This window comes from Pseudofrankia inefficax (genome assembly GCF_000166135.1).
GTDB classification, from domain to species: domain Bacteria; phylum Actinomycetota; class Actinomycetes; order Frankiales; family Frankiaceae; genus Pseudofrankia; species Pseudofrankia inefficax.
Genome location: NC_014666.1, coordinates 4,243,951 through 4,268,055, shown reverse-complemented (window position 1 = coordinate 4,268,055; position 24,105 = coordinate 4,243,951). Strand labels below are relative to the sequence as shown.

The 24,105-nt window shown below is 71.6% G+C and carries 18 protein-coding genes; 5 read left to right on the top strand and 13 right to left on the bottom strand.

Going from position 1 to position 24,105, the window contains the following annotated elements; genetic code table 11:
• Nucleotides 1–30: 30 nt before the first annotated feature.
• The 3 genes from FRAEUI1C_RS17190 to FRAEUI1C_RS17180 form a co-directional block, all read right to left on the bottom strand.
• On the bottom strand, nt 31–972 hold the full coding sequence (locus FRAEUI1C_RS17190) for a helix-turn-helix transcriptional regulator (RefSeq protein WP_013424586.1): 942 nt from the start codon (nt 970–972) through the stop codon (nt 31–33).
• 89 nt (nt 973–1,061) lie between these two features.
• Nucleotides 1,062–2,822 (bottom strand): ABC transporter ATP-binding protein, encoded by a 1,761-nt coding sequence (locus FRAEUI1C_RS17185; RefSeq protein ID WP_013424585.1) that lies wholly within the window; start codon nt 2,820–2,822, stop codon nt 1,062–1,064.
• Nucleotides 2,823–2,843: 21 nt separating this feature from the next.
• Nucleotides 2,844–4,061, bottom strand: a complete 1,218-nt coding sequence (locus tag FRAEUI1C_RS17180; protein ID WP_013424584.1) for a phytanoyl-CoA dioxygenase family protein — start codon at nt 4,059–4,061, stop codon at nt 2,844–2,846.
• A 263-nt stretch (nt 4,062–4,324) separates the two neighbouring features.
• On the opposite strand from FRAEUI1C_RS17180, the gene FRAEUI1C_RS17175 reads away from it, so the two are divergent.
• Complete coding sequence (locus FRAEUI1C_RS17175) at nt 4,325–6,913, top strand: family 78 glycoside hydrolase catalytic domain (protein WP_013424583.1); 2,589 nt, start codon at nt 4,325–4,327, stop codon at nt 6,911–6,913.
• A 100-nt stretch (nt 6,914–7,013) separates the two neighbouring features.
• Here FRAEUI1C_RS17175 and FRAEUI1C_RS17170 read toward each other — a convergent pair whose 3' ends face one another.
• The 6 genes from FRAEUI1C_RS17170 to FRAEUI1C_RS17145 all read right to left on the bottom strand — a co-directional run bounded on the left by FRAEUI1C_RS17170 (nt 7,014) and on the right by FRAEUI1C_RS17145 (nt 11,656).
• Nucleotides 7,014–7,325 carry a DUF1330 domain-containing protein gene (locus tag FRAEUI1C_RS17170; protein ID WP_013424582.1) on the bottom strand — a complete coding sequence of 104 codons (312 nt, stop codon included), beginning with the start codon at nt 7,323–7,325 and terminating at the stop codon, nt 7,014–7,016.
• A 59-nt stretch (nt 7,326–7,384) separates the two neighbouring features.
• Nucleotides 7,385–7,720, bottom strand: coding sequence for a hypothetical protein (locus FRAEUI1C_RS17165; protein WP_013424581.1), 336 nt, complete (start codon nt 7,718–7,720; stop codon nt 7,385–7,387).
• Nucleotides 7,721–7,724: 4 nt separating this feature from the next.
• Nucleotides 7,725–8,984, bottom strand: coding sequence for an aromatic ring-hydroxylating oxygenase subunit alpha (locus FRAEUI1C_RS17160; RefSeq protein WP_013424580.1), 1,260 nt, complete (start codon nt 8,982–8,984; stop codon nt 7,725–7,727).
• A gap of 26 nt (nt 8,985–9,010) precedes the next feature.
• Nucleotides 9,011–9,334 (bottom strand): hypothetical protein, encoded by a 324-nt coding sequence (locus FRAEUI1C_RS17155; protein WP_013424579.1) that lies wholly within the window; start codon nt 9,332–9,334, stop codon nt 9,011–9,013.
• Nucleotides 9,318–10,583: an aromatic ring-hydroxylating oxygenase subunit alpha gene (locus tag FRAEUI1C_RS17150; RefSeq protein ID WP_013424578.1), complete on the bottom strand. Its 1,266-nt coding sequence runs from the start codon at nt 10,581–10,583 to the stop codon at nt 9,318–9,320. The genes FRAEUI1C_RS17155 and FRAEUI1C_RS17150 overlap by 17 nt, the downstream gene beginning before the upstream one ends.
• Nucleotides 10,584–10,657: 74 nt before the next feature.
• A complete protein-coding gene (locus FRAEUI1C_RS17145) occupies nt 10,658–11,656 on the bottom strand; it encodes an LLM class flavin-dependent oxidoreductase (protein ID WP_013424577.1) in 999 nt (332 codons plus the stop codon).
• Nucleotides 11,657–12,148: 492 nt separating this feature from the next.
• On the opposite strand from FRAEUI1C_RS17145, the gene FRAEUI1C_RS17140 reads away from it, so the two are divergent.
• From FRAEUI1C_RS17140 to FRAEUI1C_RS17130, 3 genes are read left to right on the top strand one after another with little or no spacing between them, the layout of a single operon-like run.
• Nucleotides 12,149–13,300, top strand: coding sequence for a UDP-glucose--hexose-1-phosphate uridylyltransferase (locus FRAEUI1C_RS17140; protein WP_013424576.1), 1,152 nt, complete (start codon nt 12,149–12,151; stop codon nt 13,298–13,300).
• Nucleotides 13,297–14,553: a galactokinase gene (gene galK / locus FRAEUI1C_RS17135; protein ID WP_013424575.1), complete on the top strand. Its 1,257-nt coding sequence runs from the start codon at nt 13,297–13,299 to the stop codon at nt 14,551–14,553. Before FRAEUI1C_RS17140 ends, galK begins: the two co-directional genes overlap by 4 nt.
• Complete coding sequence (locus FRAEUI1C_RS17130; RefSeq protein ID WP_013424574.1) at nt 14,550–17,612, top strand: glycoside hydrolase family 2; 3,063 nt, start codon at nt 14,550–14,552, stop codon at nt 17,610–17,612. Before galK ends, FRAEUI1C_RS17130 begins: the two co-directional genes overlap by 4 nt.
• An 88-nt stretch (nt 17,613–17,700) precedes the next feature.
• Here the strand turns inward: FRAEUI1C_RS17130 and FRAEUI1C_RS17125 are convergent, their stop codons facing one another.
• Complete coding sequence (locus FRAEUI1C_RS17125) at nt 17,701–18,288, bottom strand: carboxymuconolactone decarboxylase family protein (RefSeq protein WP_013424573.1); 588 nt, start codon at nt 18,286–18,288, stop codon at nt 17,701–17,703.
• Between the two features lie 27 nt (nt 18,289–18,315).
• Nucleotides 18,316–20,820, bottom strand: a complete 2,505-nt coding sequence (locus FRAEUI1C_RS17120; protein WP_013424572.1) for an alpha-L-rhamnosidase — start codon at nt 20,818–20,820, stop codon at nt 18,316–18,318.
• A gap of 217 nt (nt 20,821–21,037) precedes the next feature.
• Between FRAEUI1C_RS17120 and FRAEUI1C_RS17115 the strand changes: the two genes are divergently transcribed.
• A complete protein-coding gene (locus FRAEUI1C_RS17115) occupies nt 21,038–22,021 on the top strand; it encodes a Gfo/Idh/MocA family protein (RefSeq protein WP_013424571.1) in 984 nt (327 codons plus the stop codon).
• A gap of 60 nt (nt 22,022–22,081) precedes the next feature.
• Here the strand turns inward: FRAEUI1C_RS17115 and FRAEUI1C_RS17110 are convergent, their stop codons facing one another.
• Complete coding sequence (locus FRAEUI1C_RS17110; RefSeq protein ID WP_013424570.1) at nt 22,082–22,900, bottom strand: phytanoyl-CoA dioxygenase family protein; 819 nt, start codon at nt 22,898–22,900, stop codon at nt 22,082–22,084.
• A 32-nt stretch (nt 22,901–22,932) separates the two neighbouring features.
• Entirely contained in the window at nt 22,933–24,078 is a 1,146-nt protein-coding gene (locus FRAEUI1C_RS17105) for a CaiB/BaiF CoA transferase family protein (RefSeq protein ID WP_013424569.1), read from the bottom strand.
• Nucleotides 24,079–24,105: the final 27 nt, after the last annotated feature.

Below are 24,105 nucleotides of genomic sequence, written 5' to 3'. Positions count from 1 at the left end.
CACGGACGGCCGCGGCGTCGCGCGCGGGGATCAGGCGTTGGCGGCACGCGAGGGCGCGCCAGCCGGGTCGCCGTCGCGCGACGAGATTCCGCCCGCTGGGGCCGGGGGTTGGCCGTCGGCCCAGCTGGCCAGGAACCGCAGCGCCTCCTGCGCCGGGGAGTCCGGCGCGGCCGTGTAGACGAACAGGTTCAGGCCGGCGTCGCCGGGCAGCGCGAACGCCTGGAACGCGAGCTCGATCTCGCCGACCACCGGGTGGCGCAGCTTCTTCGTGCCCGAGGTGTGGTGCCGCACGTTGTGCGACGCCCACCGGACGCGGAACTCCTCGCTGCGGGTCGACAGTTCCCCGACCAGGTCCGACAGCGGCTTGTCGTAGGGGTGGCGACCGGCCTCGATCCGCAGGCCCGCGACGATGTCATGGGCGGCCTTGGGCCAGTCGACGAAGAAGTCCCGCGCCTTCGGGTTGAGGAAGGTGAACCGCGCGAGGTTCGCCGGCTGGACCGGCTCGGCGTGGACCTCGCTGTACAGCGCGTAGGCGAGCCTGTTGGACGCGAGAATGTCCCGCCGGCCGTTGCGCACGTCCGCCGGCGCGTCGGTGATCGCGTCGAGCACCTGCTGGATCCCGGCCGGCACCCGGGCCCGCGTGGCGCTCGCCCCGGACCGGGCGGACGCGGACAGGTTGGCGGCCCGGGCCAGGTCGAACAGGTGGTCCCGCTCGGCGTCGTCGAGCCGCAGCGCGCCGGCGACCGCGTTGAGCACGGACTCGGAGACGCCGACGAGATTCCCGCGTTCCAGGCGGGTGTAGTAGGCGACGCTGACACCGGCGAGGGCCGCGACCTCCTCCCGGCGCAGGCCGGGCACCCGGCGGTTGGCGCCGAACGCGGCCAGCCCCGCCTGCCGCGGGGACAGCCGCGCTCGGCGCGAGGTCAGGAACTCGCGCACCTCACCACGGTGATCACTGGAGTTGCCTGTCATGGTTCGACGGTAGGCGCGGGTTCGGCCGCGCGGGAGTCACCGCTGGTACCCCTCACGGTTGTGTCACCCGTCGGTTGGGCACGACGCCCCTACGCGACGGCCTGCTCCCGGCAGTAGGAGCGATAGGTCGCCGACGTACGCAGCAGCGAGGAGTGCGTGCCGATGTCGCCGACGCGGCCGCGTTCGACGACCACGATCTGGTCGGCCTGGCGGACGGTCGCGATGCGATGGGCGATGACGAGCGACGTCCTGCCGGCGAGCAGCCGGTCGAGGGCGCCGAGCACCAGGCGCTCGCCGGACGCGTCAAGCGCGCTGGTCGCCTCGTCCAGGACCACGATGGCCGGGTCCTTCAGCATGACCCGGGCGATGGCGAGGCGTTGGCGCTGGCCACCGGAGAGGGTCACGCCGCGTTCGCCGAGCTCGGTCTCGACGCCGTCGTCCCAGGCCCGGACGAACTCCCACGCGTTCGCCGCCTCCAGCGCGGTGACGATCTCCTCGTCGGTCGCGGTCGGCCTGGCCAGTCGCAGGTTGCGCGCCAGCGAGCCGCTGACCAGCACGGAGTCCTGGAACACGACACCGATGGCGGCGCGCACCGAGGCCTGGGTGACCTCGCGCAGATCGCGGCCGTCGATCGTCACCCGGCCGCCGGTCGGGTCGAAGAACCGGAGGAGCAGCTGGGCGACGGTGGACTTCCCCGCCCCGGACGGACCGACGAGCGCGGTCGTCTGGCCGGGCTCGAGCGTCAGGTCGAACCGGTCGAGGACCAGCCGTGACTCCCGTCCCGGGTAGGCGAACGAGACCCCTTCGAAGGCGACGCCACCCCGCGTGACGGCCAGCGCCGGCGCGTGGGGCCGGTCGGCCACGGCGGGCCGTTCGTCGAGCAGCTCCGCGGTGCGCTCGCTGGCGGCCATGCCGGCCAGGACCTCCGGCAGGGTCGTTATGACCGCCGTCAGCGCGGTCGACCCGCGCATCCAGAAGCCCCAGATGGCGACCACGTCGCCGATCTCCAGCGTTCCGGTCGCCGACCGCCACGCCCCGACGAACAGCAGCAGGAACGGCGCGACGAACGAGAGGTGGAAGCCCAGCGGGTCGGCGTAGCGATGCTGGAGCCGCGCGAAGGTCTCCGAGCCGGCGCGAATCCGCTCGGTGCCGTCGCGGACCTGGCCCAGCGCGTGGTCCTCGGCGTTGAACGCCTTCAGGAGCGCGTTCACGCCCAGCATCTCGGCGAGCGTCCCGGAGGTCCGGCCGAGCTCGTCCCGGATGTCGCGGGTGTGGCGGCGCAGCCGTGGCAGGACCAGCAGGGTCCACACCACGGCCACGGCGAGCAGCCCGACCGCGAGCAGCGCCATCCACGGGTCGACCCACGCGATGAGCCCCACCGAGATGAGCAGCAGCGCCACCGCCCACCACAGCGTCAGGCCCTGCCAGACCGCCAGTTCCAGCCGCTCGGTGTCCTGGTTGATCAGGGCGGCGAGGTCGCCGACGTGGGAGCGGTGGAAGAAGTCCATCGACAGGCGCTGCACATGCTCGTACAGGGCGCCGCGCAGGTTGTTGGCCCACCGCGCCGCACCGCGGCGGGTCCAGGTGTGCGCCAGGTACGCCGCGACGAGGAACGTCCCGGCGATGGCTGCCGCGCCCAGCGCCGGCCCCTGCCAGCCGGTGCGGACGAACTGGTGCGGGTCGTGCTGGATGCGGTTGAGGACGACCCGGAACACCGCGGGTGTGAGGCTCTGCGCTACGGCGTCGACGAGGATGAGCACGTAGCCGCCGACGAGGAGCCAGGCGCCGTCGCCGGCGTGCCCGAACAGGGTGCGCGGCGCGGACGTCCGCGCCGCGTCGCTACGCGCCATCGGCGTTCTCGCGGGTGGCGGTCATGGCCGGGAGCCCTGTTCGAGCAGCAGCCGGGACACCCGCTCGCGCAGGTCGGAGAGCGCCTGGCTGCCGCCGGCCGCCGGCTCGCGCGGGGCGAGCGAGAAGCCGGTGTACATGACGCGGCGTTCCGCCAGGAGCGGCGGGGTCGACTCGTGCAGCGTGCAGCTCAGGTGCACGGTGAGGTCTCCCGGTTCGGTCGGCACGGCGACGACGGGCAGGTAGGGCCTGGTCTTGGCGATCTCCACCGGCATCAGCACCCGGTGGGAGCCCGCGACGACGCGTAGCTGCCCGTTCGCCTCGCCGCTGGCGGTGACGGCGATACCCACGACGGTGCCGGAACACTGGTAGGCGTGCCGGCCGAAGTGGCAGTCCCGGTGGAAGCTCACGTCCGACGCGCCGGCGACGACGTCGCGCGGCTTGATGAGTGCCTCCAGGCCACGGGCACCGGTCTTACGGACGAGCTCGTCGTCGCCGGCCAGCATGCGGCGCAGCTGGTCCCAGCGGGCGCCGTTCAGGATCGCCGCGGTCGTCGGGGACCTCTCGACGAACTCCTGGAGCCGGACGCAGCGACGGGTCCCGCCGGCGACGGTCGCCCACCAGGACCGGCCGTCACCCTCGTGGTAGTCCGGGAGCGCGCGGTCGATCTCGTCCGAGACCTTCCGCATGTCGGCCGGGTCGAGCCAGCCGCGCAGGTGCAGGAACCCGGCCTCGCGCAGGAAGTGCGCGACCTCGGCCGGGTCGTCGTCCGGGGTGAGCACGCGGCCGAGGTCCAGCGGTGCCCCGTGGCGGTCGAGGAACTCGATCCCGTCGTCCACGACCGGCCAGCCCTCCAGCAGCGTGAGCCACAGCGAGTCCCAGACCGACACGTCCCACTCGCCGCCACCGCGATACCGCAGCTCGCGGGCGGTGATCATCGCGTTGAACGAGCGCTGGTTCTGCAACCAGTCGGACAACGCGTCCCCGTCGAGCGTCACCACGAGCGCACCGGGCGCGACTCCGGGCGAGACGGCCAGCGTGCCGCCGTCGGCGGCGAACGACCAGGAACCGTCGGCGGTCTCGATGGCGAGCGGCGGCGCGCCGAACGCCTCGACACCGCGCGCCACCAGGGCGCCGTGGCGCACGACGAGATCCGGGAAGTCACCGGCGAGGAACTCCGCCATCCCTAACGTGCGCAGGTCCGAGTCGAGACGGGTCCGGCGGTCCAGGGCGATCGACATGGTCTACCTCCTCCGTTCGGGCTTGGCGGGCGGTGCGGCGGCGGCCGTGCGGCCGGGCGGAACGCCTCGCCAGATTCCATCAATATAGATGCATCACTCTTGTTGGAACAGTGTCGACGAAACTTGCCCGCTCTAGCGGACCGCTGGTAGCTTCGTCGCCACGCTAGCGGGCGCTAGTTACGACGGGATCTTCGCACGAGGACCACGGGGAAGCCGCCGTCGGCCGAGAGCGGCCCGACGTCCAGCGACGAACAGGGCAGGCGATGAGAGCGATCCGGCTGCGCACCGAGTACCTCACCGAGCCGCTCGGCCTGGGGATCACCGCGCCCCGCCTCTACTGGAACGCGGACGGCGGCCTGCGGCAGACGGCCTACCAGGTCGTGGCCCGCCGCGGCGGCGAGACGGTGTGGGACACCGGCAAGGTCGCCTCGTCACGGATGACCCACGTTCGGTATGAGGGCGTCCCGCTGGGCAGCCGCGACCGCGTCGACTGGTCGGTCGTCCTCTGGGACGAGGCCGGCGCCGCGGGACCGCCCGCCGAGTCGTGGTTCGAGCTGGGACTGCTCGACCCGGCCGACTGGACCGCCGAGTGGATCACCGGTGACTACACGCCCGAGCCCGACGTGCGCTACCCGGTCGACCACTTCCGCCGCGACTTCCGCGTACGGGAGCCGGTCCTGGCCGCCCGCCTGTACATCACCGCGGCCGGCGTCTACGAGGCCGTGCTGAACGGCGAGCCGGTGAGCGAGGCCCGTCTCGGTCCCGGTGCCACCGACTACCGTCACCGCCTGCACTACCAGACCTTCGACGTGACGAGCCTGCTCGCCGCGGACAACGTGCTGGAGGTGCGCCTGGCCGACGGCTGGTATCGCGGGTCGCTCGGCGCGTTCGGGGCCACGCACGTGTTCGGCCGCGAGACGAGGCTGCTGGCCCAGCTGGAGCTGACGTATCCGGACGGCTCCACCGAGACCGTCGGCAGCGATGAGCGGTTCCGGTGGAGCGACGACGGCCCGGTGCGGTTCGCCGACCTGCAGGACGGCGAGGTCTACGACGCCCGGCTCGCGCCGAGCTACTCGGGCCACGCCCGGATCACGACCGAGACGATGATCCCCACCGCGGCCGACAACGTGCCGGTGACCGAGCACGAACGGTTCCCCGCCCGGCTGCTGACGACCCCGAGCGGGGCGCGCGTCCTCGACTTCGGGCAGAACCTGGCCGGGTTCGTCGCCTTCACGGTCTCGGGACGCGCGGGCCAGCGGCTCACCCTGCGCCTCGGCGAGATCCTCGACGGGGCCGGCGAGTTCACCCAGCGGAACTTCCAGCTACGCAAGCCCGTGCACGAGTTCGGCCGCGACGTCGAGATCCTCCTCCTCACCGGCCAGGAGAGCGAGATCAAGGGCGAGCTGCAGCCCACGCCGAAGCAGGAGGTCGTGTTCACCGCCAGCGGCGGCACCGACCACTACGTGACCCGCTTCGCCGTCTTCGGGTTCCGCTACGCCCTCGTCGAGACCGACCTCGACATCGACCCGGCGGACTTCGAGGCGATCGCGGTGTACTCCGCCATGGAGCAGACCGGCACGTGCGTCACCTCGCACGAGGGAGTCAACCGGTTCCTGGAGAACACCCGGTGGAGCATGAAGGGCAACTTCCTCGACGTGCCCACGGACTGCCCGACCCGAGAGCGCCTCGGCTGGACCGGCGACGCCCAGGTCTTCTTCGACACGGCCGCCTACCTGATGGACGTCGGCGCGTTCTTCCGCAAATGGCTGCGGGATGTCCGCGACGGGCAGCTCGCCGACGGGAAGCTGTCCGCCGTCATCCCCTACAACGGCACGTCGATGCTCTACGACACCACCGGCGGCTCCGTCGGGTGGGCCGACGCGGTGGTGCTCATCCCCTACCGCTACTGGAAGCGCTACGGCGACGAGAGCATCCTGCGCGACTGCTATGACGCGATGCGCCGCTACGCGATGTTCATGATCACGAACGCGGGCCCGCTCGACCCCGAGGCCGCCGCCGACAACCCGCACGCGCGATACCTGTACGAGAAGGGCGTGCACCTCGGCGACTGGCTGGAGGCGGCCGAGTTCCGCGACCCGTCCCCCGGCCGCACGCCGATGCCCGAGGAGGCGACGGCCTACCTGCACTACACGATGACGCACCTGGCCGAGATCGCGACCGTGCTCGGCGAGACCGCGGACGCGGACCTGTTCGCCGAGTACGCCCAAGGCGCGAAGGCCGCGTACACGCACCAGTTCCTGCGCGACGGCACTCTCGACACCGACCGGCAGGCGAAGCTCGTGCGCCCGCTCGCGCTGGGCCTCGCCGACGGCGACGTGAAGCGCCGTCTGGAGGACCGGCTCGTGCAGGCGGTGAAGAACCGGGACTTCCACGTCAACACCGGTTTCCTGTCGACGCCGTTCGTGCTGCCGACGCTCACCGCGGCCGGTCACCCCGAGATCGCCTACCGGATGCTGGACAACGAGGACGCGCCGAGCTGGCTCGCCGAGGTCAAGGCGGGCGCGACAACGGTCTGGGAGGACTGGGAGGGCAAGGAAAGCCGGAACCACTACTCCCCCGGCGCCGTCTGCCAGTGGCTGTTCGACACGGTCGCCGGCCTGCGCGTCACCGGGGAGAACCACTTCACCATCGCCCCGGTGCCGGGCGGCAGCCTGACGTCCGCCCAAGCGCGTTACACCAGCGTCTACGGCACGGTGGCGAGCTCCTGGACCCGAACCGGAACGGACCTTCACCTGACGGTGACCCTGCCGCCGAACACCACCGCCGACGTGCGGCTGCCGAACGGCACGGAGCACGTCGTGGGCCCCGGGACTCACGAATACACGGCCTGAGGGAGTATCGCGGTCCGCGGCGTCCAGGTAGTGACGAACGCGGAAGGCGCCTTCGGCCCGGAGCAGCTCCGGGTCGAAGGCGCCTTCGATTCGCGGGCCGTCAGCCCCGTCGGGCCGGCATCTCGAAGCCGGTGAGGATGACGGCGTTGCAGTCGGCGGCGGCCCACCGCAGGGGCTTCGCCTTCTCGTAGCCGGCCGAGTCGTACCACGCCTGGGCGGCCTCGACCGACGCGAACTCGACGAGTACGGTCCGGTTCCCGTGCCAGGTGCCTTCGAGCAGCTGGGGCTCCGTGTCGACGGCGAGGACCCTGGCCCCGCTTTCGATCATCGACGGCGCCGACGCCCGGCCGTAGGCCTCCATGCCGGCCGGGTCCTTGATGGCTTCCGTGAGCAGGACGTAGCCCTTGGCCATCCGTGTTCCTCCGGTGTCCTGGGATCTGAATGGTGTGCAGGTGGTTAGGGCAATGCTGGCTAGGGCAGTGGTTCCGCGACGCGGTCGAGGACGGCCTCGGCGCCGTCGATGACGTTCGGCTGGTGCCAGATCTCGACGCACATCGCGGCCATGATGAGCGAGTGCACGAGCTGCAGCAGCTGACGGGCGTCGTCGGGCAGATCGTCGAGCGGGAACTTGTCGCAGTACCCGAGCGCGTCCGCGACGCGCGGGAACGCGGCGCTGTAGAACGCCTCCAGCTCGGCCATCGTGCTGGCCATGCGGCGCGCGTAGCGTTCCGGCTCGGTCGCCAGGCACCAGGTAGCGGCGAACGGTTCCAGGTCCGCGAAGTCCGCGGGAAGCACGGGGTCGCTCATCGCGTCACACCCCCGCCTTCTCGCGCTGGTACCCGTCGACCCAGCTGGCGACCGAGTTGTGGAAGTGGCGCACCAGCAGTTCCTGGTCGCTGAGCGGGAAGTCGTCGCGGACGGCCCGCGAGGCGAGGCCCTGCTGGGTGCCGACGAGCATTCCGGCGTCCTGGAGCGCGAACTCCTTGAACATGACGACGGCGCATTCCTGGGCGGCACGGTCGCTGGCGGTCTTCGCGGGCGGGAAGAACAGCGAGCCCTCGAAGCGGTGGCTCTCGTGCGACGTCGGCCAGTAGCGGTAGAGCATGTACCAGCCGGTCTGCCAGATCAGGATCTCCATGTTCGGGAAGATCTGGAAGTTGCTCATCTGCCAGGCCTTGATTCCGCCGGGGTTCACGCCGGGCAGGTCGTCGCCGAGGTCGGGCTCGTTCCACGGGCCGAACAGCCCGCTGCGGGTCGCGATCTCGATCGGGTACTGGTAGTCGGCGGGCCAGCGCCGGCGCGGCGCCCCCGAGGTGGCGACCATCCGGTGCGGCCCGTCGAGGTTGTAGTACGGCGCCTCGAACCCGGGCATCTTCGGCCGTGCTGTGGGGGTCGCCTCCTGGGAGTGCAGGACCGGCACGTGGTAGTACTCCTGGAACGCGTCCAGGAAGATCTTCCAGTTGCACCGGATGTCGGCGGTGAAGTCGTACCGCTCGGTCAGCGCGTCGAACGGGTACCCGGTCAGCTCGGTGACCATCGAACCCAGGAAATCCTGGAGCGGCTCGGGGTCCTTGGCCAGGTTGATGAAGATGAAACCCGCCCACACCTCGCAGGCCACCGGGATCAGCCCGTAGTCGGCCTTGTCGAGGTCGAAGAACTCACCCTCCTGCTGGACGAAGGTGAGCTTGCCGGTGAGGTCGTAACGCCAGCCGTGGTATTTGCAGGTGAACGCCCGGCACGAGCCGGCGGTCTCCTCGCGGGGGTAGTCGTTCCACATCAGCTTGTTGCCGCGGTGGCGGCAGACGTTGTGGAACGCCCTGACCTCGCCGGACAGGTCACGGACGACGAGGAGCGAGGTCGTCGCGACCTCGATCTCCTTCGTGAAGTAGCTGCCCGGGCGGGGCACGTCCTCGACGCGCCCGACGTTCAGCCAGGCCCGCTTGAAGATCGCCTCGCTCTCGGCCTTGTAGAACTCGGGTGAGATGCAGTCCTCGTAGGAGAGCACGCCCGTCCCGACGCCGGGGAAATGCTCGGTCCAGCTTCCCTCGGCGGGCTTGGGATACAGCGCCATCGCGGACCTCCTCCGATCTCGGCTGGTCAGACCACCGGCTCGGCGGTGACGGTCAGGTACGCGGCGCCGCTGTCGGGCACCCGGGCCTGCTTCCAGACCTCGACCGGGAACGAGACCATCACCAGCGACTGCATGAGCTGCAGCAGCGTGCGGACGTCGTCGGGCAGGTCGTCGTACGGGTGCTTGTCGCAGTAGACGATGGCTTCTTCGAGGCGGGCGAACGCCGCGTCGTAGAAGGTCTGCATGTCCTCCAGCGAGGAGGCCAGCCGGCGGGCGTAGCGCTCGGACTCGGTGGGCAGCGCCCAGTCCAGGTACGGCTCCAGGTCGGAGAACTCAGCGGGCAGCGGCATCGGTGTACTCCTTGACGCGGTCACCGACGACCTTGTGCAGGTGCCGGAGCAGGATTTCCTGGTCGCACAGCGGGAACTCGGAGACGACACGGGACGCGAGCATCGACTGCGTCGCCTCCAGGGTGTTGCCGTCCTGGAGCGCGTACTCCTTGAACGTGACGGTCGCCAGCTCCTGGGCCAGCCGCTCCCGGGCACTCTTCGCGGGCACGAAGTAGAGGTTCGCCTCGAACTGGTGCCGGTCGACCGCGGTCGGCCAGTAGTTGTAGGTCAGGTACCAGCCGGGCGCCCAGAACAGCAGCGTGAAGTTCGGGAAGAACTCGAACGAGTCGGTGCCCCACGACGGCGACCGGGACGGGTTGATCGAGGGCGGCAGGGGGTCCAGGCCGTCGATCGCGGGCCGGTCCCACGGGCCGAACAGGCCGCTGCGCAGCGCCCGTTCGATCGGCTTGACCATGGACGGGTCCTTGGGCGGGGCCATGCCGCCCCACGAGGAGACCATGGAGTGCGGGCTGCGCAGCTCGTAGTGCAGCGCCTCGAACCCGTAGCCGACGAGCTTCTCGGCCTCGTTCTTCACCGCCTGCTTATGGTGCAGCACCGGGGCGTGGTAGAACTCCGCGAACGCGTCGATGAACAGCTTCCAGTTGCTGCCCACCTCGGCCTTGTAGGTGTAGACCGAGGTCATCTCGTGGAACGGGTAGCCCTCGATGCCCTTCGCCAGGTCGCCGAGGTACTCGGTCAGGCTCTCCTGGGGCTCCAGGTTGATGAAGATGAAGCCTTCCCAGACGTCGCAGGGGACCTCCTTGAGGCCGTACTGCTCCTTGTCGACGTCGAAGAACTCACCCTCCTGCTGGATGAAGGTCAGCTTCCCGGTCAGGTCGTAGCGCCAGGCGTGGTACTTGCAGATGAACTGCCGGCACACCCCGGACGACTCCTCACCGGGGAAGTCGTTCCAGACGAGCTTGTTGCCCCGGTGCCGGCAGACGTTGTGGAAGGCGCGGATCGTGCCGTCCGCTCCCTTCACGACGATCAGCGAGGTGTCGAGGACGGCCAGCTCCTTGGTGAAGTAGCTGCCCGTGCGCGGGACCTGCTCGACCCGGCCGACGTTCAGCCAGGACCGGCGGAAGATGGCGACTCGCTCCTTCTCGTAGAAGGCCGGGTCGACGGAGTCGGTGTAGTCGACGGGCGCCGTTCCCAGCTCGGGGTAATGCTGGGTCCAGCTCCCCGCCGAGGGCTTGGCGAAATGGGGCACGGGCTTCTCTCCTCTACGAGGTCGGCGACTACGTGGTCGGCGACGGCCTTGGCGGCCGCACGGCGGGTCGAAGGTCAGACCGTCGCCGGCAGCGGTGCGGGCTGGGCGACCATGAACGCGGTCAGTTCTCGGGCGATGTCCGGCCCGGACGGGGTGTAGATGACCTCGGAGAAGCCGGCCGTCCCGAGGCGGGTGAGGCTTTTGGCGATGCGGGTGGCGTCGCCGATCATCATCCGGGTGTCGATGTGGTCGAGCAGGCCGCGGTCACGGTCGGTCAGGTGGGTGACGTGGCCCTCGAAGGTGAGGAGGTGACGCTCCTCCTCGGGGGCGAGCGCCTCGAGGGCCTCGCGCCAGGCCTGGCCGCCGGGCAGGGCGTCGACCGCCGCCGCGCCGCCGCGGGCGTAGGCGTTGTGCCAGTCGACGATCCGCCAGGGCCCGACGGCTTCGCGGACGCGGGCCGACCCGGCGTTCTCCCCCGGGTCCAGCACCGTGCCGGACAGGATCGTCGCGGTCGGCAGGGTGGCGTGGGGTGGGCCGATCACGCCGTCGGCCAGGTCGGTGGCCAGGGCCGTGCCGCGGGGGCCGAAGACGCTCAGCCACAGCGGAACCTCGATCGGGCGCCGCGCCGCGAGTCCGTCGGCGTGCAGCATCCGGACCGGCTTCCCGTCCACGACCGCCGTCTCGCCGGCCAGCAGCGCGCGCACCGCGGTCACGTAGGCACCCAGCGCGTCCAGGGTCATCGGGCGCTGGCCGACGGTGAGGCGGGCGGTGAAGCCGGTGCCGAAGCAGGCGAGGAACCTGCCCTCGGAGATCCGGGCGAGGGTCGCGACCGCGCTGGCCATCGCCATGACGGAGCGCTGCTGGGGAATCAGGACGGCGGTCCCCAGCCCGATCTGGGTCGTGCGCTGCGCGGCCAGGGCCAGGTGGACGAAGGGGTCCTCCCACAGCGGCGCCGAGTCGTAGATCCAGACCCGGGCATAGCCAAGCTGTTCGGCCAGCACCGCGAGGTCCGCGAAGTCCGGCCCCGGCGGTAAACCGCAGGCCAGTGTGATGCCAGGCTTTTCGAAGCCCATAGCGAGATCCCTTCCACACGGCGACGGGCGGCGGCATGGTGCTCCGCGGCGGCCCGCGGCCCCGGCCTCGGCGCCGGTTGACAGTCAGGGTCCCGAGGGCGCCACAGCCCGGACCGCCGGTCCGCTTACCGGTAACGATACGGACCGGCGGTCCGTGGAGCAACCGTCGCGACGAAAGAGCCGTCACGACTGGAACAGCGCGACCCGCCCCGATCGGATCCCGGCAAGCGAGGGCCCGCGGTCGGCAGCCGTCGCACGACCGGTGCGGCGGCCGGGGCCGGCGAACCTTGCCGGACGCGCATTAGCCGCCGCCGACGCCCGGCAGCGTTCGCGAGTAGCCCACACCCGGCCCCATCTGGTACATGTACGCGGTGACTAGCGCGCACTAGCCCATCCGTCACGTGAACCGGAAGGCCGGACGATGCCGCCGAACGACGCCTCAGAACACGTGTCGCCGCGTGAGGTGCGCACGTCAGCCCGGGAACCGGCCCAGTGCACGCGCTGACCCCTCACCCGCCAGGTGGCGAGCCGCCCGACGCTCCCCCGCCGTCGCACCGGCGGTTCGATCCGTTGCGAGGCAGGTGGATTCTGGTGTCCGCCGGCCGGGATCGACGGCCCTGGTCCGGCGACAGCCAGGCCGTCAGCCCACCCGAGGCCGTCAGCCACGACGCGGCGTGCCCACTGTGCCCCGGCAACCTGCGCAACCTCGGAGATCCAGGCGGCGGCGGCGGACCCGAGCTCCGGAATCCCGCGTACGTCGGCCCGTACGTGTTCACCAACGACTTCCCGGCCCTGCGGCCCGACGCCGACCGAACTCTCACTGACCAGGACCGGCGCGCGGCGTCCATCCTCACGGTCGGCGGGATCGACGTCGGCGAGCTGCTGCGGTCCGAGCCGGAGGCCGGTGTCTGCCGCGTGCTGTGCTTCGGCCCACGCCACGACCGGCACCTCGCCGCGATGTCCGACGGCGAGCTGGGCGCGGTCGTCGACACCTGGGTCGACCAGGCCACCGAGCTGGCCCGGCAGTGGCGTTGGGTCCAGATCTTCGAGAACCGCGGCGCCGCGATGGGGGCCTCCAGCCCGCATCCGCACGGCCAGGTCTGGGCCAGCGCCTCGCTGCCCGACGAGCCCGCCGCCGAGGACGCCCGCCAGCTCGGCTACCTGCGCCGGCACGGCCGGCGCCTGCTGGTCGACTACGCCGAGATCGAACGTGCCGCGGGCGAACGGGTCGTGGCCGCGAACAGTGCCTGGCTCGCGGTCGTGCCGTACTGGGCCGTCTGGCCGTTCGAGACGATGCTCGTCCCGGTCCGCCCCGTCGCGGGCCTCCCGGAGCTGGACCACGAGCTGCGCGCCAGCCTGGTCGTGATCATCCGTACCCTGCTGGCGGCCTACGACGGCCTGTTCGGGGTGCCGTTCCCGTACTCGATGGGCTGGCACGGCGCGCCTGGACCCGCGGACTCGTCCCCGGCCCGGTCGGGCGCGCCAGACCACTGGCAGCTGCACGCGCACTTCTATCCGCCGCTGCTCCGGTCGGCCTCCGTCCGGAAGTTCCTCGTCGGCTACGAGATGCTCGCCGGCGCCCAGCGCGACATCACCCCGGAGCGGGCAGCGGCGATGCTGCGCGCCGTCGTGGGGTCGTCGTGACGGCCGAGGCCCCGGACGCCGCGCGGCGGGCCGTGGCGGCGTTCGTCGAGACCTTCGGCGCCGCGCCCCGCTACCTGGTGCGCTCGCCCGGCCGGGTGAACCTGATCGGCGAGCACACCGACTACAACGACGGGCTCTGCCTGCCGTTGGCCGTCGGCCTGGAGCTGTGCCTCGCGTTCAGCCCGGCGGAGGAGGCCGGCGCGCTCATCGAGGTGTTCTCCGAGGATCGCGAGGCGCCGGCACGTGTGCACCTGCCACCACCCGCGCTGTCCGCGTCCGGTCCGCCGGGCCGGGCGGCGCGGGCGCAGGCCGGCTGGGCCGGGTACGTCGAGGGCGTGGTCGCGGCGATGGGGGCCGCCGCGGGCGCCGGCGCGTCCCGAGGGTGGTACGGGTCGCTGGCCAGCGATCTGCCGGCCGGCGCCGGACTGTCGTCGTCCGCGGCCCTGGAGCTGGCCGTCGCCCGTGCCTGCGCGGTCACCTGGCGGCGAGACTGGGACCCGGTCGCGGCGGCCAGGCTCGCCCACCGGGCGGAGAACCACTGGGTGGGCGCCGCGACCGGGCTGCTCGACCAGCTGGCCTGCGCCGCCTCGACGGCCGGCCACGCGCTGCGGATCGACTTCCGTGATCTCACGATGCTCCCGGTCGCGGTGCCGGACTCGGTGGTCGTGGCGATCGTGGACACCGGCACCCGCCGGGAGCTGGTGACCAGCGCCTACGGCCAGCGCCGCGCCGAGTGCGTGCGCGCCGCCGCCGGGCTCGGCGTCGCCAGCCTGCGCGACCTCGGAGACCACCTGCCGGCCGACGCGGCGGACCGCCTCGATCCGGTGGAGCTGCGCCGGGCGCGGCACCTCGTCACCGAGAACACGCGGGTCCGGGACGTCGTCGCCGCGTTGGCGCGCTCGGACCTCGCCCGCGCCGGGGCGGTGCTGCTCGACGGTCACCGGTCCCTGCGTGACGACTTCGAGGTCTGCGGCCCCGAGCTCGACGCGGCCGTCGCCGCCTGCCGCACCGCTCCAGGCTGCCACGGCGCCCGGATGACCGGCGGCGGCTTCGCCGGCTGCGTCCTCGCGCTGGTCGACGCCCAATCGGCCGACGCGTTCGCGGGGGCGGTCCTCGGCGACTATCGCGCCGCGACCGGACGGGACGGCGTCGTTCACCTCTGCCGGCCGGTCGGCGGAACCTCGCTGATTCCTGTCCAGGAGCACCTGCCGCGCACCACCAACGACTCGATGAAGGAGAGCGGCCAAGAATGACCGTGAACGTGGCCGGCCTGGCCGCCGTCCAGCCCTGGGACGCGCCCGAGCTCGTCTCCTGGAACCGCGTGCCGATGCACGCGGCGCCGCATCCCGAGCGGCTCGTGCTGGACGGCGTCTGGGATTTCCAGCTGCTGCCCGACCCCCGCGCCGAACGCGCCGAGCAGTGGCGGCCTGTCGAGGTGCCGGGTCTGTGGACGATGCAGGACAGCGGGGATCGTCCGCAGTACACGAACGTCATCCTGCCGTTCGACGCCCCTTACCCGCACCCGCCGGCGGCGAACCCGACCGGGGTCTACCGGCGCCGGTTCACCGCGGGCGAGTGGGCGGGGCGGCGGGTCGTCCTGCACGTCGGCGCGGCGGAGAGCGCGCTGCTGGTTCGACTCAACGGCCACGACGTCGGGTTCAGCAAGGACTCGCACCTCGCGGCCGAGTTCGACGTCACCGGATTCGTCCGGCCAGGCGTGAACGACCTGGAGCTGACGGTCGTGAAATGGTCGGACGCCACCTACGTGGAGGACCAGGACCAGTGGTGGCACGGCGGCCTCGCCCGCTCGGTGTACCTCTACACCACCGCCCCCACCTACCTCGCCGACCTCCAGGCCGTGGCCGACTTCGACGCCACGACGGCGGCCGGCCGGCTGCGGCTGGACGTGACCGTCGGCGGCTGCGGGGAGCCCGCGCCCGGCTGGACGGTACGCACCCGTCTCGCCGATCTGTTCGCACCGGCGCCGCTGGGCGTCCCGGGCGGAAGCGCGGGAGCGGGCGTTCCGCAGGGCAGCGCCGACTCCGGGTACCCCGAGCAGCCGCCGCCTTCGGTGATCCCCGCCGGGCTGCTGGATCTGCTGTCGCTGGCCCCGTCGGGAGCGCCGCTGTCCGACGAGCAGCGGGTGCGAGCGCGCCGGATGCAGGACCGCGCGCTGCCGCCCCGCGCCGGCCTCGTGCGTTTCGAGAGCGAGGGCCTCGCGGTCACGCCGTGGTCGGCGGAGAACCCCTGTCTGTATCCGCTGGAGGTCGAGCTCGTCGCGCCGGGCGGCGAGGTCGTCGAGCGGGTCACGGTCCGGGTGGGTTTCCGCCGGGTCGAGATCCGCGGCCGGGATCTGCTGGTCAACGGCGGCCGGGTGTGGATTCAGGGGGTGAACCGGCACGACTTCAACGCGCGGACCGGCCGGGTCATCACCGAAGACCAGATCCGCGCCGAGCTGCGCCTGCTCAAGACGTTCAACATCAACGCGGTCCGCACGTCCCACTACCCGAACGACCCGCGTTTCCTCGACCTGTGCGACGAGTACGGCCTGTACGTCGTGGCCGAGGCGAACATCGAGGCCCACGCCTATCCCGGGACCGTCAGCGCCGACCCGCGCTACCTCGGGGCGTTCGTCGACCGGGTGTCCCGGATGGTGCTGCGCGACAAGAACCACCCCTCGGTGCTCCTCTGGTCACTCGGCAACGAGAGCGGCTACGGCGCCAACCACGACGCCGCCGCCGGCTGGGCCCGCCGGTACGACCCGACCCGGCCGCTGCACTACGAAGGGGCGATCAACGACGACTGGTTCGGCGGCCACCACGCCAGCGACGTCGTCTGCCCCATGTACCCCGTCCTCGACGCGCTGCGGGCCTACGCGGCGCACCCCGACGCGGACCGGCCGGTCATCGCCTGCGAGTACGCCTACTCGCAGGGCAACTCGACCGGCGGGCTCGGCGCCTACTGGGACCTGTTCGAGTCCACCCCCGGCCTGCAGGGCGGGTTCATCTGGGAGCTCTACGACCACGGGCTGGACCCCGACGGCGACGGCCGGTTCCGCTACGGCGGGGACTTCGGCGACCAGCCCAACGACGGCGTCATCTGCATCAACGGCGTCCTTTTCTCCGACGACAGTCCCAAGCCCGCCTTCCACGAGGCACGCCACCTCTTCGCCCCCGTCCGCGTCGTGTCCGGCGCGGACGAGGCCCTGCTCGGCCGGGTCCGGCTGCGGAACCGGCAGACGTTCGAGGACCTGTCCCGGCTCCGCCTCGCGCTGCAGGTCGAAGGGGTCGACGGCCCCGGCGAGGCTGTCCTGGTCGCGCCGCCGGCGATCCCCGCCGGGGGTGAGGGCCGCCTCGACCTGCCCGCTGCCGTGGTCGAGCAGCTCGCCCGGCCGGACGCCGTCGCTCTCACCCTCGTCGTCCACCTGGCCGAAACCACCCCGTGGGCCGAGGAGGGCACCGAGCTCGCCCGCCTTCAGGTCCCGCTCGACCGGGCCGTGCCCACCTGGTCCGAACCGCGTCCCGCAACCGGCGTGCTGACGCTGGACGATGACGGCCTGCTGCTCCACCCTGCCCTCAGCGCCCCACCCGTGCTGTCGTTCTGGCGGGCGCCGACCGACAACGACGCGTCCTTCCCCCTGGACTCCCGGTTCGTGCGCACCGGCCTGTTCCGCGTCACCCGAACCGTCCTCGACCAGAAGACCACCGGGTCGACCGCGGCGATCGTCAGCCGCTACACCGCCGCCTACGGCGCGGTGATCGAACACCAGCAGCAGATCACCGCCCTGTCGGACACCACGTTCCGGTTCGACGAGCACGTGGTCCTGCCGACGGAGCTGGACGACGTTCCGCGGCTGGGCATCGTCTTCGCCACGGTCCCCGGGTACGAGCACCTGAGCTGGCTCGGCCTCGGGCCCCACGAGACCTACCCGGACCGCAAGCGATCAGGACTGCTCGGCCGTTGGACCGCCGAGGTCGGCGACCTGTTTGTGCCCTACCTGCTCCCGCAGGAGAACGGCGGCCGGGCCGACGTCCGCGAGCTGACGCTCACCGGCCCCGGCGGCCACCAGATCACCGTCAGCCCGGACCGGCCGATGCAGCTGAACGTCTCGCACTTCCAGGCCACCGACCTGGAGGCTGCCCGACACGTCTGGGAGCTCACCCCGCGCGGCGAGACCTTCGTCCACCTCGACCTCGCCCACCGGGGCCTCGGCACCGCGGCCCTCGGGCCCGACACGCTCCCCCAGCACCGGATCTCCGCCGGCGAGTACCGCTGGACCTGGTGCCTCGAGTTCGCCGACCCGCGGGACTGACGAGCGGCCGCGGCGGTCAGGACACCTTGGAAGTGGTGTTCTGACCGTCCGCCGCCGAGACCGCTGTTGAGGCCGCTGTTGAGCCGGCCTACGACTGGCGGCGGCCGATCGCCTCGCGCAGGTCCTCGTCGATCTCGATGTCGAACGAACTGATCATGTAGGCGAGCGTCTCATACGCACCCACCGTGAAGATCACGTCCAGGATCTGCTTGACCTCAAGCTTCTCCACCAGAACAGCCCACGTCCCGTCACCGATCTTCCCATCGGCGATCAACTCGTCCACCGCCCGCAACGTCGCCGCGTCCAGCGGATCCCACAGCGGCGCGTCCGGCCCAAGCGCGATCCGCTGGATCTCCTCATCCGACAGGCCCGCGTCCCGCGCGATGAACGTGTGCTGCAACCACTCGTAACCCGCCTTGCGCAGCGCGGCGACCCGCAGCACGATCAGCTCACGCTGACGGTCGGACAACGTGCTCGTCGACAGGATGTGCCCGTTAAACGTGAAGAACGCCTGCGCCAGCGTCGTGTGGTGCGCATAGACCCCAAGCGTGTTCAGAGCCTTCGAACGGCCCTCAGGGGACAGCCGAGCAGGCGTGCCCGGCGGCTCCAGGGCGGCCAACACCTGCCGCATCTCCTTGGGCCACTGCTTGAGCGGAAGCGGCTCGATGCGTGCCATGTGATGTCCCCTTGTCGATGATCGACGTCAGCTTTGGGCGGGCTCTGTCTGAAGAGTGGCGACCAGGTCGGCCTCGAGGCCGGGGGCGCTCGCCGCGAAGTACCCCAGCAGGGCGCGCAGGTTGGGCAGGGATGGCTCGGACCCGCTGTTGGCGTTCGCGAACTGCGGGAGGTGCGTGCCGATCACCCGGTGAAGCCGGTCCCAGAGCGCCTCGTCGGCGAACAGCTCCTTGAGCGGCGTGTCCAGGGAGTAGGCACGCGGCGCCGGCACCGGAATCTCGTACCGCCACTGATGGGTGCCGGGCCCGACCGAGACCGTCAGCTGGTCGGGATGGTTGGGCAGCACGACGTCGGCGGCCGTGCCCGGCGGGATGGTGGCGTCGAGCGTCACGGAGCCGGCGGGTCCGAGCCGCCACGCGACGCGCACCTGCCCGTGCGGCGTGTCGTGCACGAGCGTGGCGTGGGTGAGACCGCCGCCGGGCCTCGGGGCGATCCGCATCCTGCGGTAGCCGGGCTCGGTGGGTTCGAGGCCGCCGACGACACGGTGCAGCCAGTCGGCGATCGCGCCGAGGGCGTAGTGGTTGAGCGACGTCATGCCGGTGTCGTTCAGCGTGCCGTCCGGCTGGATCGCGTCCCAGCGTTCCCAGATCGTCGTCGCGCCCTGCGTCACGGGATAGAGGAAGGACGGGCATTCGGTGCGCAGCAGCAGCCGGTAGGCGGTGTCGAGCTGGGCGGTGCGGCTGAGGGCGTGCCCGACCAGGGGCGTGCCGGCGAAGCCGGTGCTGATCCGGTACTCGGCCCTGGTGACCAGGTCGGCGAGGCGGCGCCCGGCGCGGGCCTGTTGGGCCGGGTCCAGGAGGTCGAAGCAGATCGCCAGCGCGTAGGCGGTCACGGTGTCGTTCGCGACCAGGCCGGCGGGGGTGACCCACTCGTCGCGGAACGCCCCGCGAACCCGCTCGTGCAACGCTGAATAGCGCTCGGCATCACCGGCCTGGCCCAGGATCTCGGCGGCCTGGGCCAGCTGCCAGGTCACCCGGCAGAGGTAGGCGTTCGCGACGAGGTAGGGGTCCGTCTTGCCGCCGGCCGGGTTGTTCGGCGGTGCGTCCGGGTCGAGCCAGTCGCCGAACTGGAACCCCGTGCTCCACAGGCCCCGCTCGTCCAGCCTGCTTGCCACGCTGTCGACGAAGGCCCGCATGGACCCGTACTGGCGGGTGAGGATCTCCGGGTCGCCGTACTGCTGGTACAGCGTCCACGGGAGGCTGACCGCGACGTCGCCCCACAGCGCGGTCGGCGTCGAGATCGGCATCCCGCCGACGTCCGGGACGACCAGCGGCACGTGGCCCTGCGCTCGCTGCTCGGCGGCGAGGTCGGTGAGCCACGAGCCCAGCATGGCGCCCACGTCGTAGAGGAAGGCCGCGGTCGGGGCGAAGGCGTTGAGGTCGCCGGTCCAGCCGAGCCGTTCGTCACGCTGCGGGCAGTCGGTCGGCACGCCCACGAAGTTGCCGCGCATGGACCAGACGACGTTGCGGTGCAGCTGGTTCACCAGCTCGTTCGAGGTCTCGAACCAGCCGGTGCGCCGCAGGTCCGAGTGGATGACCACGGCCGTCAGCGCGCCTGGGTCCAGCACACCGGGCCAGCCCTCGACGTCGACGTAGCGGAAACCGTGGAAGGTGAAACGCGGTTCCCAGGTCTCGGGGCCGCCGCCGCGCAGGATGTACCGGTCGGTCGCGAGCGCCGTGCGGTTGGTCCGGAAGTCGGCCTCGCCGTCGATCATCGTCTCGGCGTGCCGCAGGGTGAGGACGGTGCCGGCCTCGCCGCGCACGGTCAGCCGGACCCAGCCGGACAGGTTCTGGCCGAAGTCGACGACCGTCCGCCCGGCCGGGGTCGTGAGGACCTCGGCCGCGGGCAGCTCCTGTACCCGTCGGATCGGCGGCGCGCTCGGGGCGACCAATGTGGTCAGGTCACGGTCGACGACCTCGACGAGCGACCAGCCCGAGTCGTCGAAGCCCGGCTCGGACCAGCCTGCCGGCTCCCGGCGGGCGTCGAACGTCTCGCCGTCGTAGAGGCTGTCCGCGAGGATCGCCCCGGTGCCCGCCCGCCAGTCGGCGCCGCTGCCGACGACCTCCACGCGGTCGCCGTAGTCGAGCTCCAGCTGCGCGAAACCGGCGGGCCGGTCGGCCCAGACGGCCCGTTTGCCCTCCTCCCAGGTCAGCCGGCCCACGGCCCAGCCCTCGCCGAGGATCAGGCCCAGCGCGTTGGCGCCCGCCGCCAGCAGGTCCGTGACGTCGTGACTGCCGACGACCAGGCGGTGATGGTAGGACGTCCAGCCGGGGGCGAGGACCTCGTCGCCCACCCGGGTGCCGTTCATGTACGCCTCGACCAGACCCAGCGCGGTGACGCGCAGGGTCGCTCTCCGTAAGCCGGGGCCCACGGCGAACACACGGCGCAGGTAAGGCGCCGGGCTCGACGCCGCCGGCGGCCCGGAGCCGTCGGTGGGAGACGTGATGAAGGCAGCCTGCCAAGGTTCGGTCACGTGACCTCGATCTTCAACGGAACCCACCGACGCTTCGCCGCTAGCGAGGAGCGACGCTAACGGCGAGAACTAGTGCGCGCAAGTACCGGCCAGCCGACCTCACACCACACGGCTACTTGCTCGCGCTAGTATCCGATGCTCTGCCGTTTGCCGGCCCCCGCGGCCTCACGCGCCCGTGGCTGGCCTTGGCAACGAGCCAACGAGAAGGGTGATCACCATGATTCGTTGGGGTGTGGTCGGTCCGGGCGAGATCGCGGCCGGATTCGCGGAAGCGATGCGGCTCGTCGAAGACGGGGAGATCACGGCGGTCGCGTCGCGCTCGATCGAGCGCGCGACGGCCTTTGGTGACAAGTTCGATATCCCGAACCGGTATGGCAGCTACGACGCGCTGGCCGCCGACCCCGACGTCGACGTGGTCTACGTCGCGACCCCGGCGTCGCGGCACGAGCAGGACACCGTCGCCTTTCTGGAGGCCGGCAAGCACGTCCTCTGCGAGAAGCCGTTCGCGCTCAACGCCGCGCAGGCCCAGCGGATGGCCGCGCAGGCTCGGGCGCGCGGGCTGTTCCTGATGGAGGCGCTCTGGAGCCGTTTCCTGCCGGCCTACCGCTCGCTCGCGGACGTCCTCGCCGGCGGACGCATCGGCCAGCCGCTGCTGGTGGAGGCGGACTTCGGCATGCGGTGGCCGTTGCGGCGAGAGGAGCGCCTCTTCGACCCGGAACGTGGCGGCGGCGCTTTGCTCGACCTCGGCATCTACCCGGTCCAGCTGTGCTCGCTCGTGCTCGGCACACCGGAGCACGTCAGCGCGGTCGGCGTCATCGGCGCGACCGGGGTCGACGAGCAGGTCGCCGCGGTTCTCTGCTATCCCGGTGGCACGATCGGCGTCGTCAAGGCGGCGATTCGGGTGACGCTGAACTGCACGGCGCGTATCGCCGGTACCGACGGGTCGATTGACATCCCGGCGTTCATGCACTGCCCTACTTCTCTCACCGTCAATACCCGTCCCGGCGGGGCCGAGAAGATTGACTGCTCGCACGAGGGCAACGGGCTGCAGTTCGAGATCGCCGAGGTGCACCGCTGCCTCGGCGCGGGGCTGACCGAGAGCCCGGCGATACCCCTGGACGAGACCATCGCCCTCGCCACCACTCTCGACGCCATCCGCGCCCAGATACCGTCGTCCGGTCGTCCTGGTCGACGGCCATAAGCACGTGTGCGCCCCGATGAGGCGCCAGAGGCTTCGGGGCCTTGCCGGCGCGAGGTACGCCTACGCGGTCTCCCCCGCCACGCCGACGGCGTCGAGCACGTCCGCCTCGTCGTTGTGGCTGTGGGTGAAGCCGAGGTCGCGTTCGATCCGCACCGTGGCCTCGGAGCGGTAGGCGAGGATGTAGGCCCGGCGGAAGCCGTCGGTGCTGTTGCCGCCCGAGCCGTGCATCACGCGCTCGTTGTGCACGGTGCAGTCACCCCGGCCGATCGGGGTGGGGACGACGTCGTCGCCGGGGCGCAGCTCGGTCCCGAGCGCGTGCGACTCCCCGCGGCCGCCGAACACCGGGGCGTGCGCGCGCAGCTGGGCCTCGTGGGTCGTCGCCGGTACGAAACGCATGCAGCCGTTCGCGAGGGTGGACTCGTCCACGGCCAGCCACAAGGTCGCGGTGCGCCGGTCCTCGGTGGGCGGCCAGTAGGCCATGTCCTGATGCCAGGCGAACACCGCGTCGGTCTTGTGGGGCTGCTTCGCGAGCAGCTGGTCGTAGTCGATGGTCATGCCGTCGCCGCACAGCTGGCGGGCGATGTCCGCGGTCCGGCGTTCGTAGACGTTGTCGCGCCAGGCCGGGAAGTACCGGCGGGGCAGCATGACGTTGACGATCGAGTAGTCGGACGGGTCGCGGCCGTAGTCGCCGGCCATGTCGCAGTAGTCCTTGCCGGGCACCTCGATCTCGCGGCGCAGGAACCGGTCGTAGACGACCTCCAGCTCGTCGACCTCGGCGGCGGTGAGGACCCCGGCCAGGTGGACGAAGCCGTCTTCAGCGAACCGGCGCCGGTCCTCGGCATCGACCACATACCTGCCGTCGTCGGCCAGCTGGCCCATGTGTCCTCCTCAGCAAGGTCCGCCGCCGCAGCCTAGGTTCTTTGTTCGCTGACGGACAGGGACGAGGCGCCGGTCGCGGCCGCGCGGCGCCAATCCGAGAGCACCCCGCGTGCGTCCTCAGGAGCGGCGGGCGGTGCGTCCGGGAGGTCGAGTGGGCTGCGGGTGAACCGGGGTGCGGGCGCGGGCTGCCAGACGCCGGCGCGCTCGACGAGCGTCCCGCGCGCGGCGAGCTGAGGATTCGCGGGTGCCTCGTTCCAGGTGAGCACGGGCGACACGCAGGCATCGGTGCCGGCGAACGCCGCCGTCCACTCGTCGCGGGTGCGTTCGGCGAACCGCGCGCTCAGGGCCGCACGTACCTCGGCCAGGCCGGCGGGGTCGTTCGGTGCGGGCAGGGCGGCGGCGTCGATCCCGAGGACCCGCAACAACTCCGCGTAGAACTGCGGCTCCAGCGCGCCGACCGCCATCCAGCGGTCGTCCGCGGTGGCGTAGACGTCGTAGTTCGGCTGACCCGTGTCGAGGCGGTTGCCGCCACGCTTCTCGTTCCAGAGCCCACGCGCGAGCTGGCCGAGAACGTAGGTCGTCAGATGGGCCGTCCCGTCGACGATCGCCGCGTCGATGACGTCTCCCTGCCCGGAGGTCTCGCGTTCGAGAAGCGCGGCCAGTACGCCGATGACGAGGAACAGTGACCCGCCGGCGAAGTCACCGAGCAGGTTGATGGGCGGCTGCGGCGGGCCGCCCGCGCGGCCGATCCCGTGGAGCGCGCCGGTGACGGCGATGTAGGTGATGTCGTGTCCCGCCGCCTGCGCCCACGGGCCGTCCTGGCCCCAGCCGGTCATCCGCGCGTAGACGAGCCGCGGGTTTCGCTGCCCGCAGACGTCCGGGCCGACGCCGAGGCGTTCGGCTACTCCTGGCCGGTAGGGCTCGATGAGGACGTCGGCGCGCTCGCACAGCGCGAGGAACGCCTCGCGGTCGGCCGCCTTCTTGAGGTCGAGGACGGTTCGCCTGCGGCCACGGAGAATCACGGGCTCGGCGACGTCGCGCGCCTGGCCGGGCCGCTCGACGCGCAGGACGTCCGCGCCGAGGTCGGCCAGCACCATGGCCGCATAGGGGCCGGGACCAATGCCCGCCAGTTCAAGAACGCGGATGCCGCGCAGGGGACCGCTGGTCGAATCCGCCATGGGGGCTTTCCCTTCACCGATGTAGGT

Excerpts from the sequence above, each read along its gene's own strand:
- FRAEUI1C_RS17190 (WP_013424586.1), bottom strand. The coding sequence starts at position 972 with ATGACAGGCAACTCCAGTGATCACCGTGGTGAGGTGCGCGAGTTCCTG.
- FRAEUI1C_RS17185 (WP_013424585.1), bottom strand. The coding sequence starts at position 2,822 with ATGGCGCGTAGCGACGCGGCGCGGACGTCCGCGCCGCGCACCCTGTTC.
- FRAEUI1C_RS17180 (WP_013424584.1), bottom strand. The coding sequence starts at position 4,061 with ATGTCGATCGCCCTGGACCGCCGGACCCGTCTCGACTCGGACCTGCGC.
- FRAEUI1C_RS17175 (WP_013424583.1), top strand. The coding sequence starts at position 4,325 with ATGAGAGCGATCCGGCTGCGCACCGAGTACCTCACCGAGCCGCTCGGC.
- FRAEUI1C_RS17170 (WP_013424582.1), bottom strand. The coding sequence starts at position 7,325 with ATGGCCAAGGGCTACGTCCTGCTCACGGAAGCCATCAAGGACCCGGCC.
- FRAEUI1C_RS17165 (WP_013424581.1), bottom strand. The coding sequence starts at position 7,720 with ATGAGCGACCCCGTGCTTCCCGCGGACTTCGCGGACCTGGAACCGTTC.
- FRAEUI1C_RS17160 (WP_013424580.1), bottom strand. The coding sequence starts at position 8,984 with ATGGCGCTGTATCCCAAGCCCGCCGAGGGAAGCTGGACCGAGCATTTC.
- FRAEUI1C_RS17155 (WP_013424579.1), bottom strand. The coding sequence starts at position 9,334 with ATGCCGCTGCCCGCTGAGTTCTCCGACCTGGAGCCGTACCTGGACTGG.
- FRAEUI1C_RS17145 (WP_013424577.1), bottom strand. The coding sequence starts at position 11,656 with ATGGGCTTCGAAAAGCCTGGCATCACACTGGCCTGCGGTTTACCGCCG.
- FRAEUI1C_RS17130 (WP_013424574.1), top strand. The coding sequence starts at position 14,550 with ATGACCGTGAACGTGGCCGGCCTGGCCGCCGTCCAGCCCTGGGACGCG.
- FRAEUI1C_RS17125 (WP_013424573.1), bottom strand. The coding sequence starts at position 18,288 with ATGGCACGCATCGAGCCGCTTCCGCTCAAGCAGTGGCCCAAGGAGATG.
- FRAEUI1C_RS17115 (WP_013424571.1), top strand. The coding sequence starts at position 21,038 with ATGATTCGTTGGGGTGTGGTCGGTCCGGGCGAGATCGCGGCCGGATTC.
- FRAEUI1C_RS17110 (WP_013424570.1), bottom strand. The coding sequence starts at position 22,900 with ATGGGCCAGCTGGCCGACGACGGCAGGTATGTGGTCGATGCCGAGGAC.
- FRAEUI1C_RS17105 (WP_013424569.1), bottom strand. The coding sequence starts at position 24,078 with ATGGCGGATTCGACCAGCGGTCCCCTGCGCGGCATCCGCGTTCTTGAA.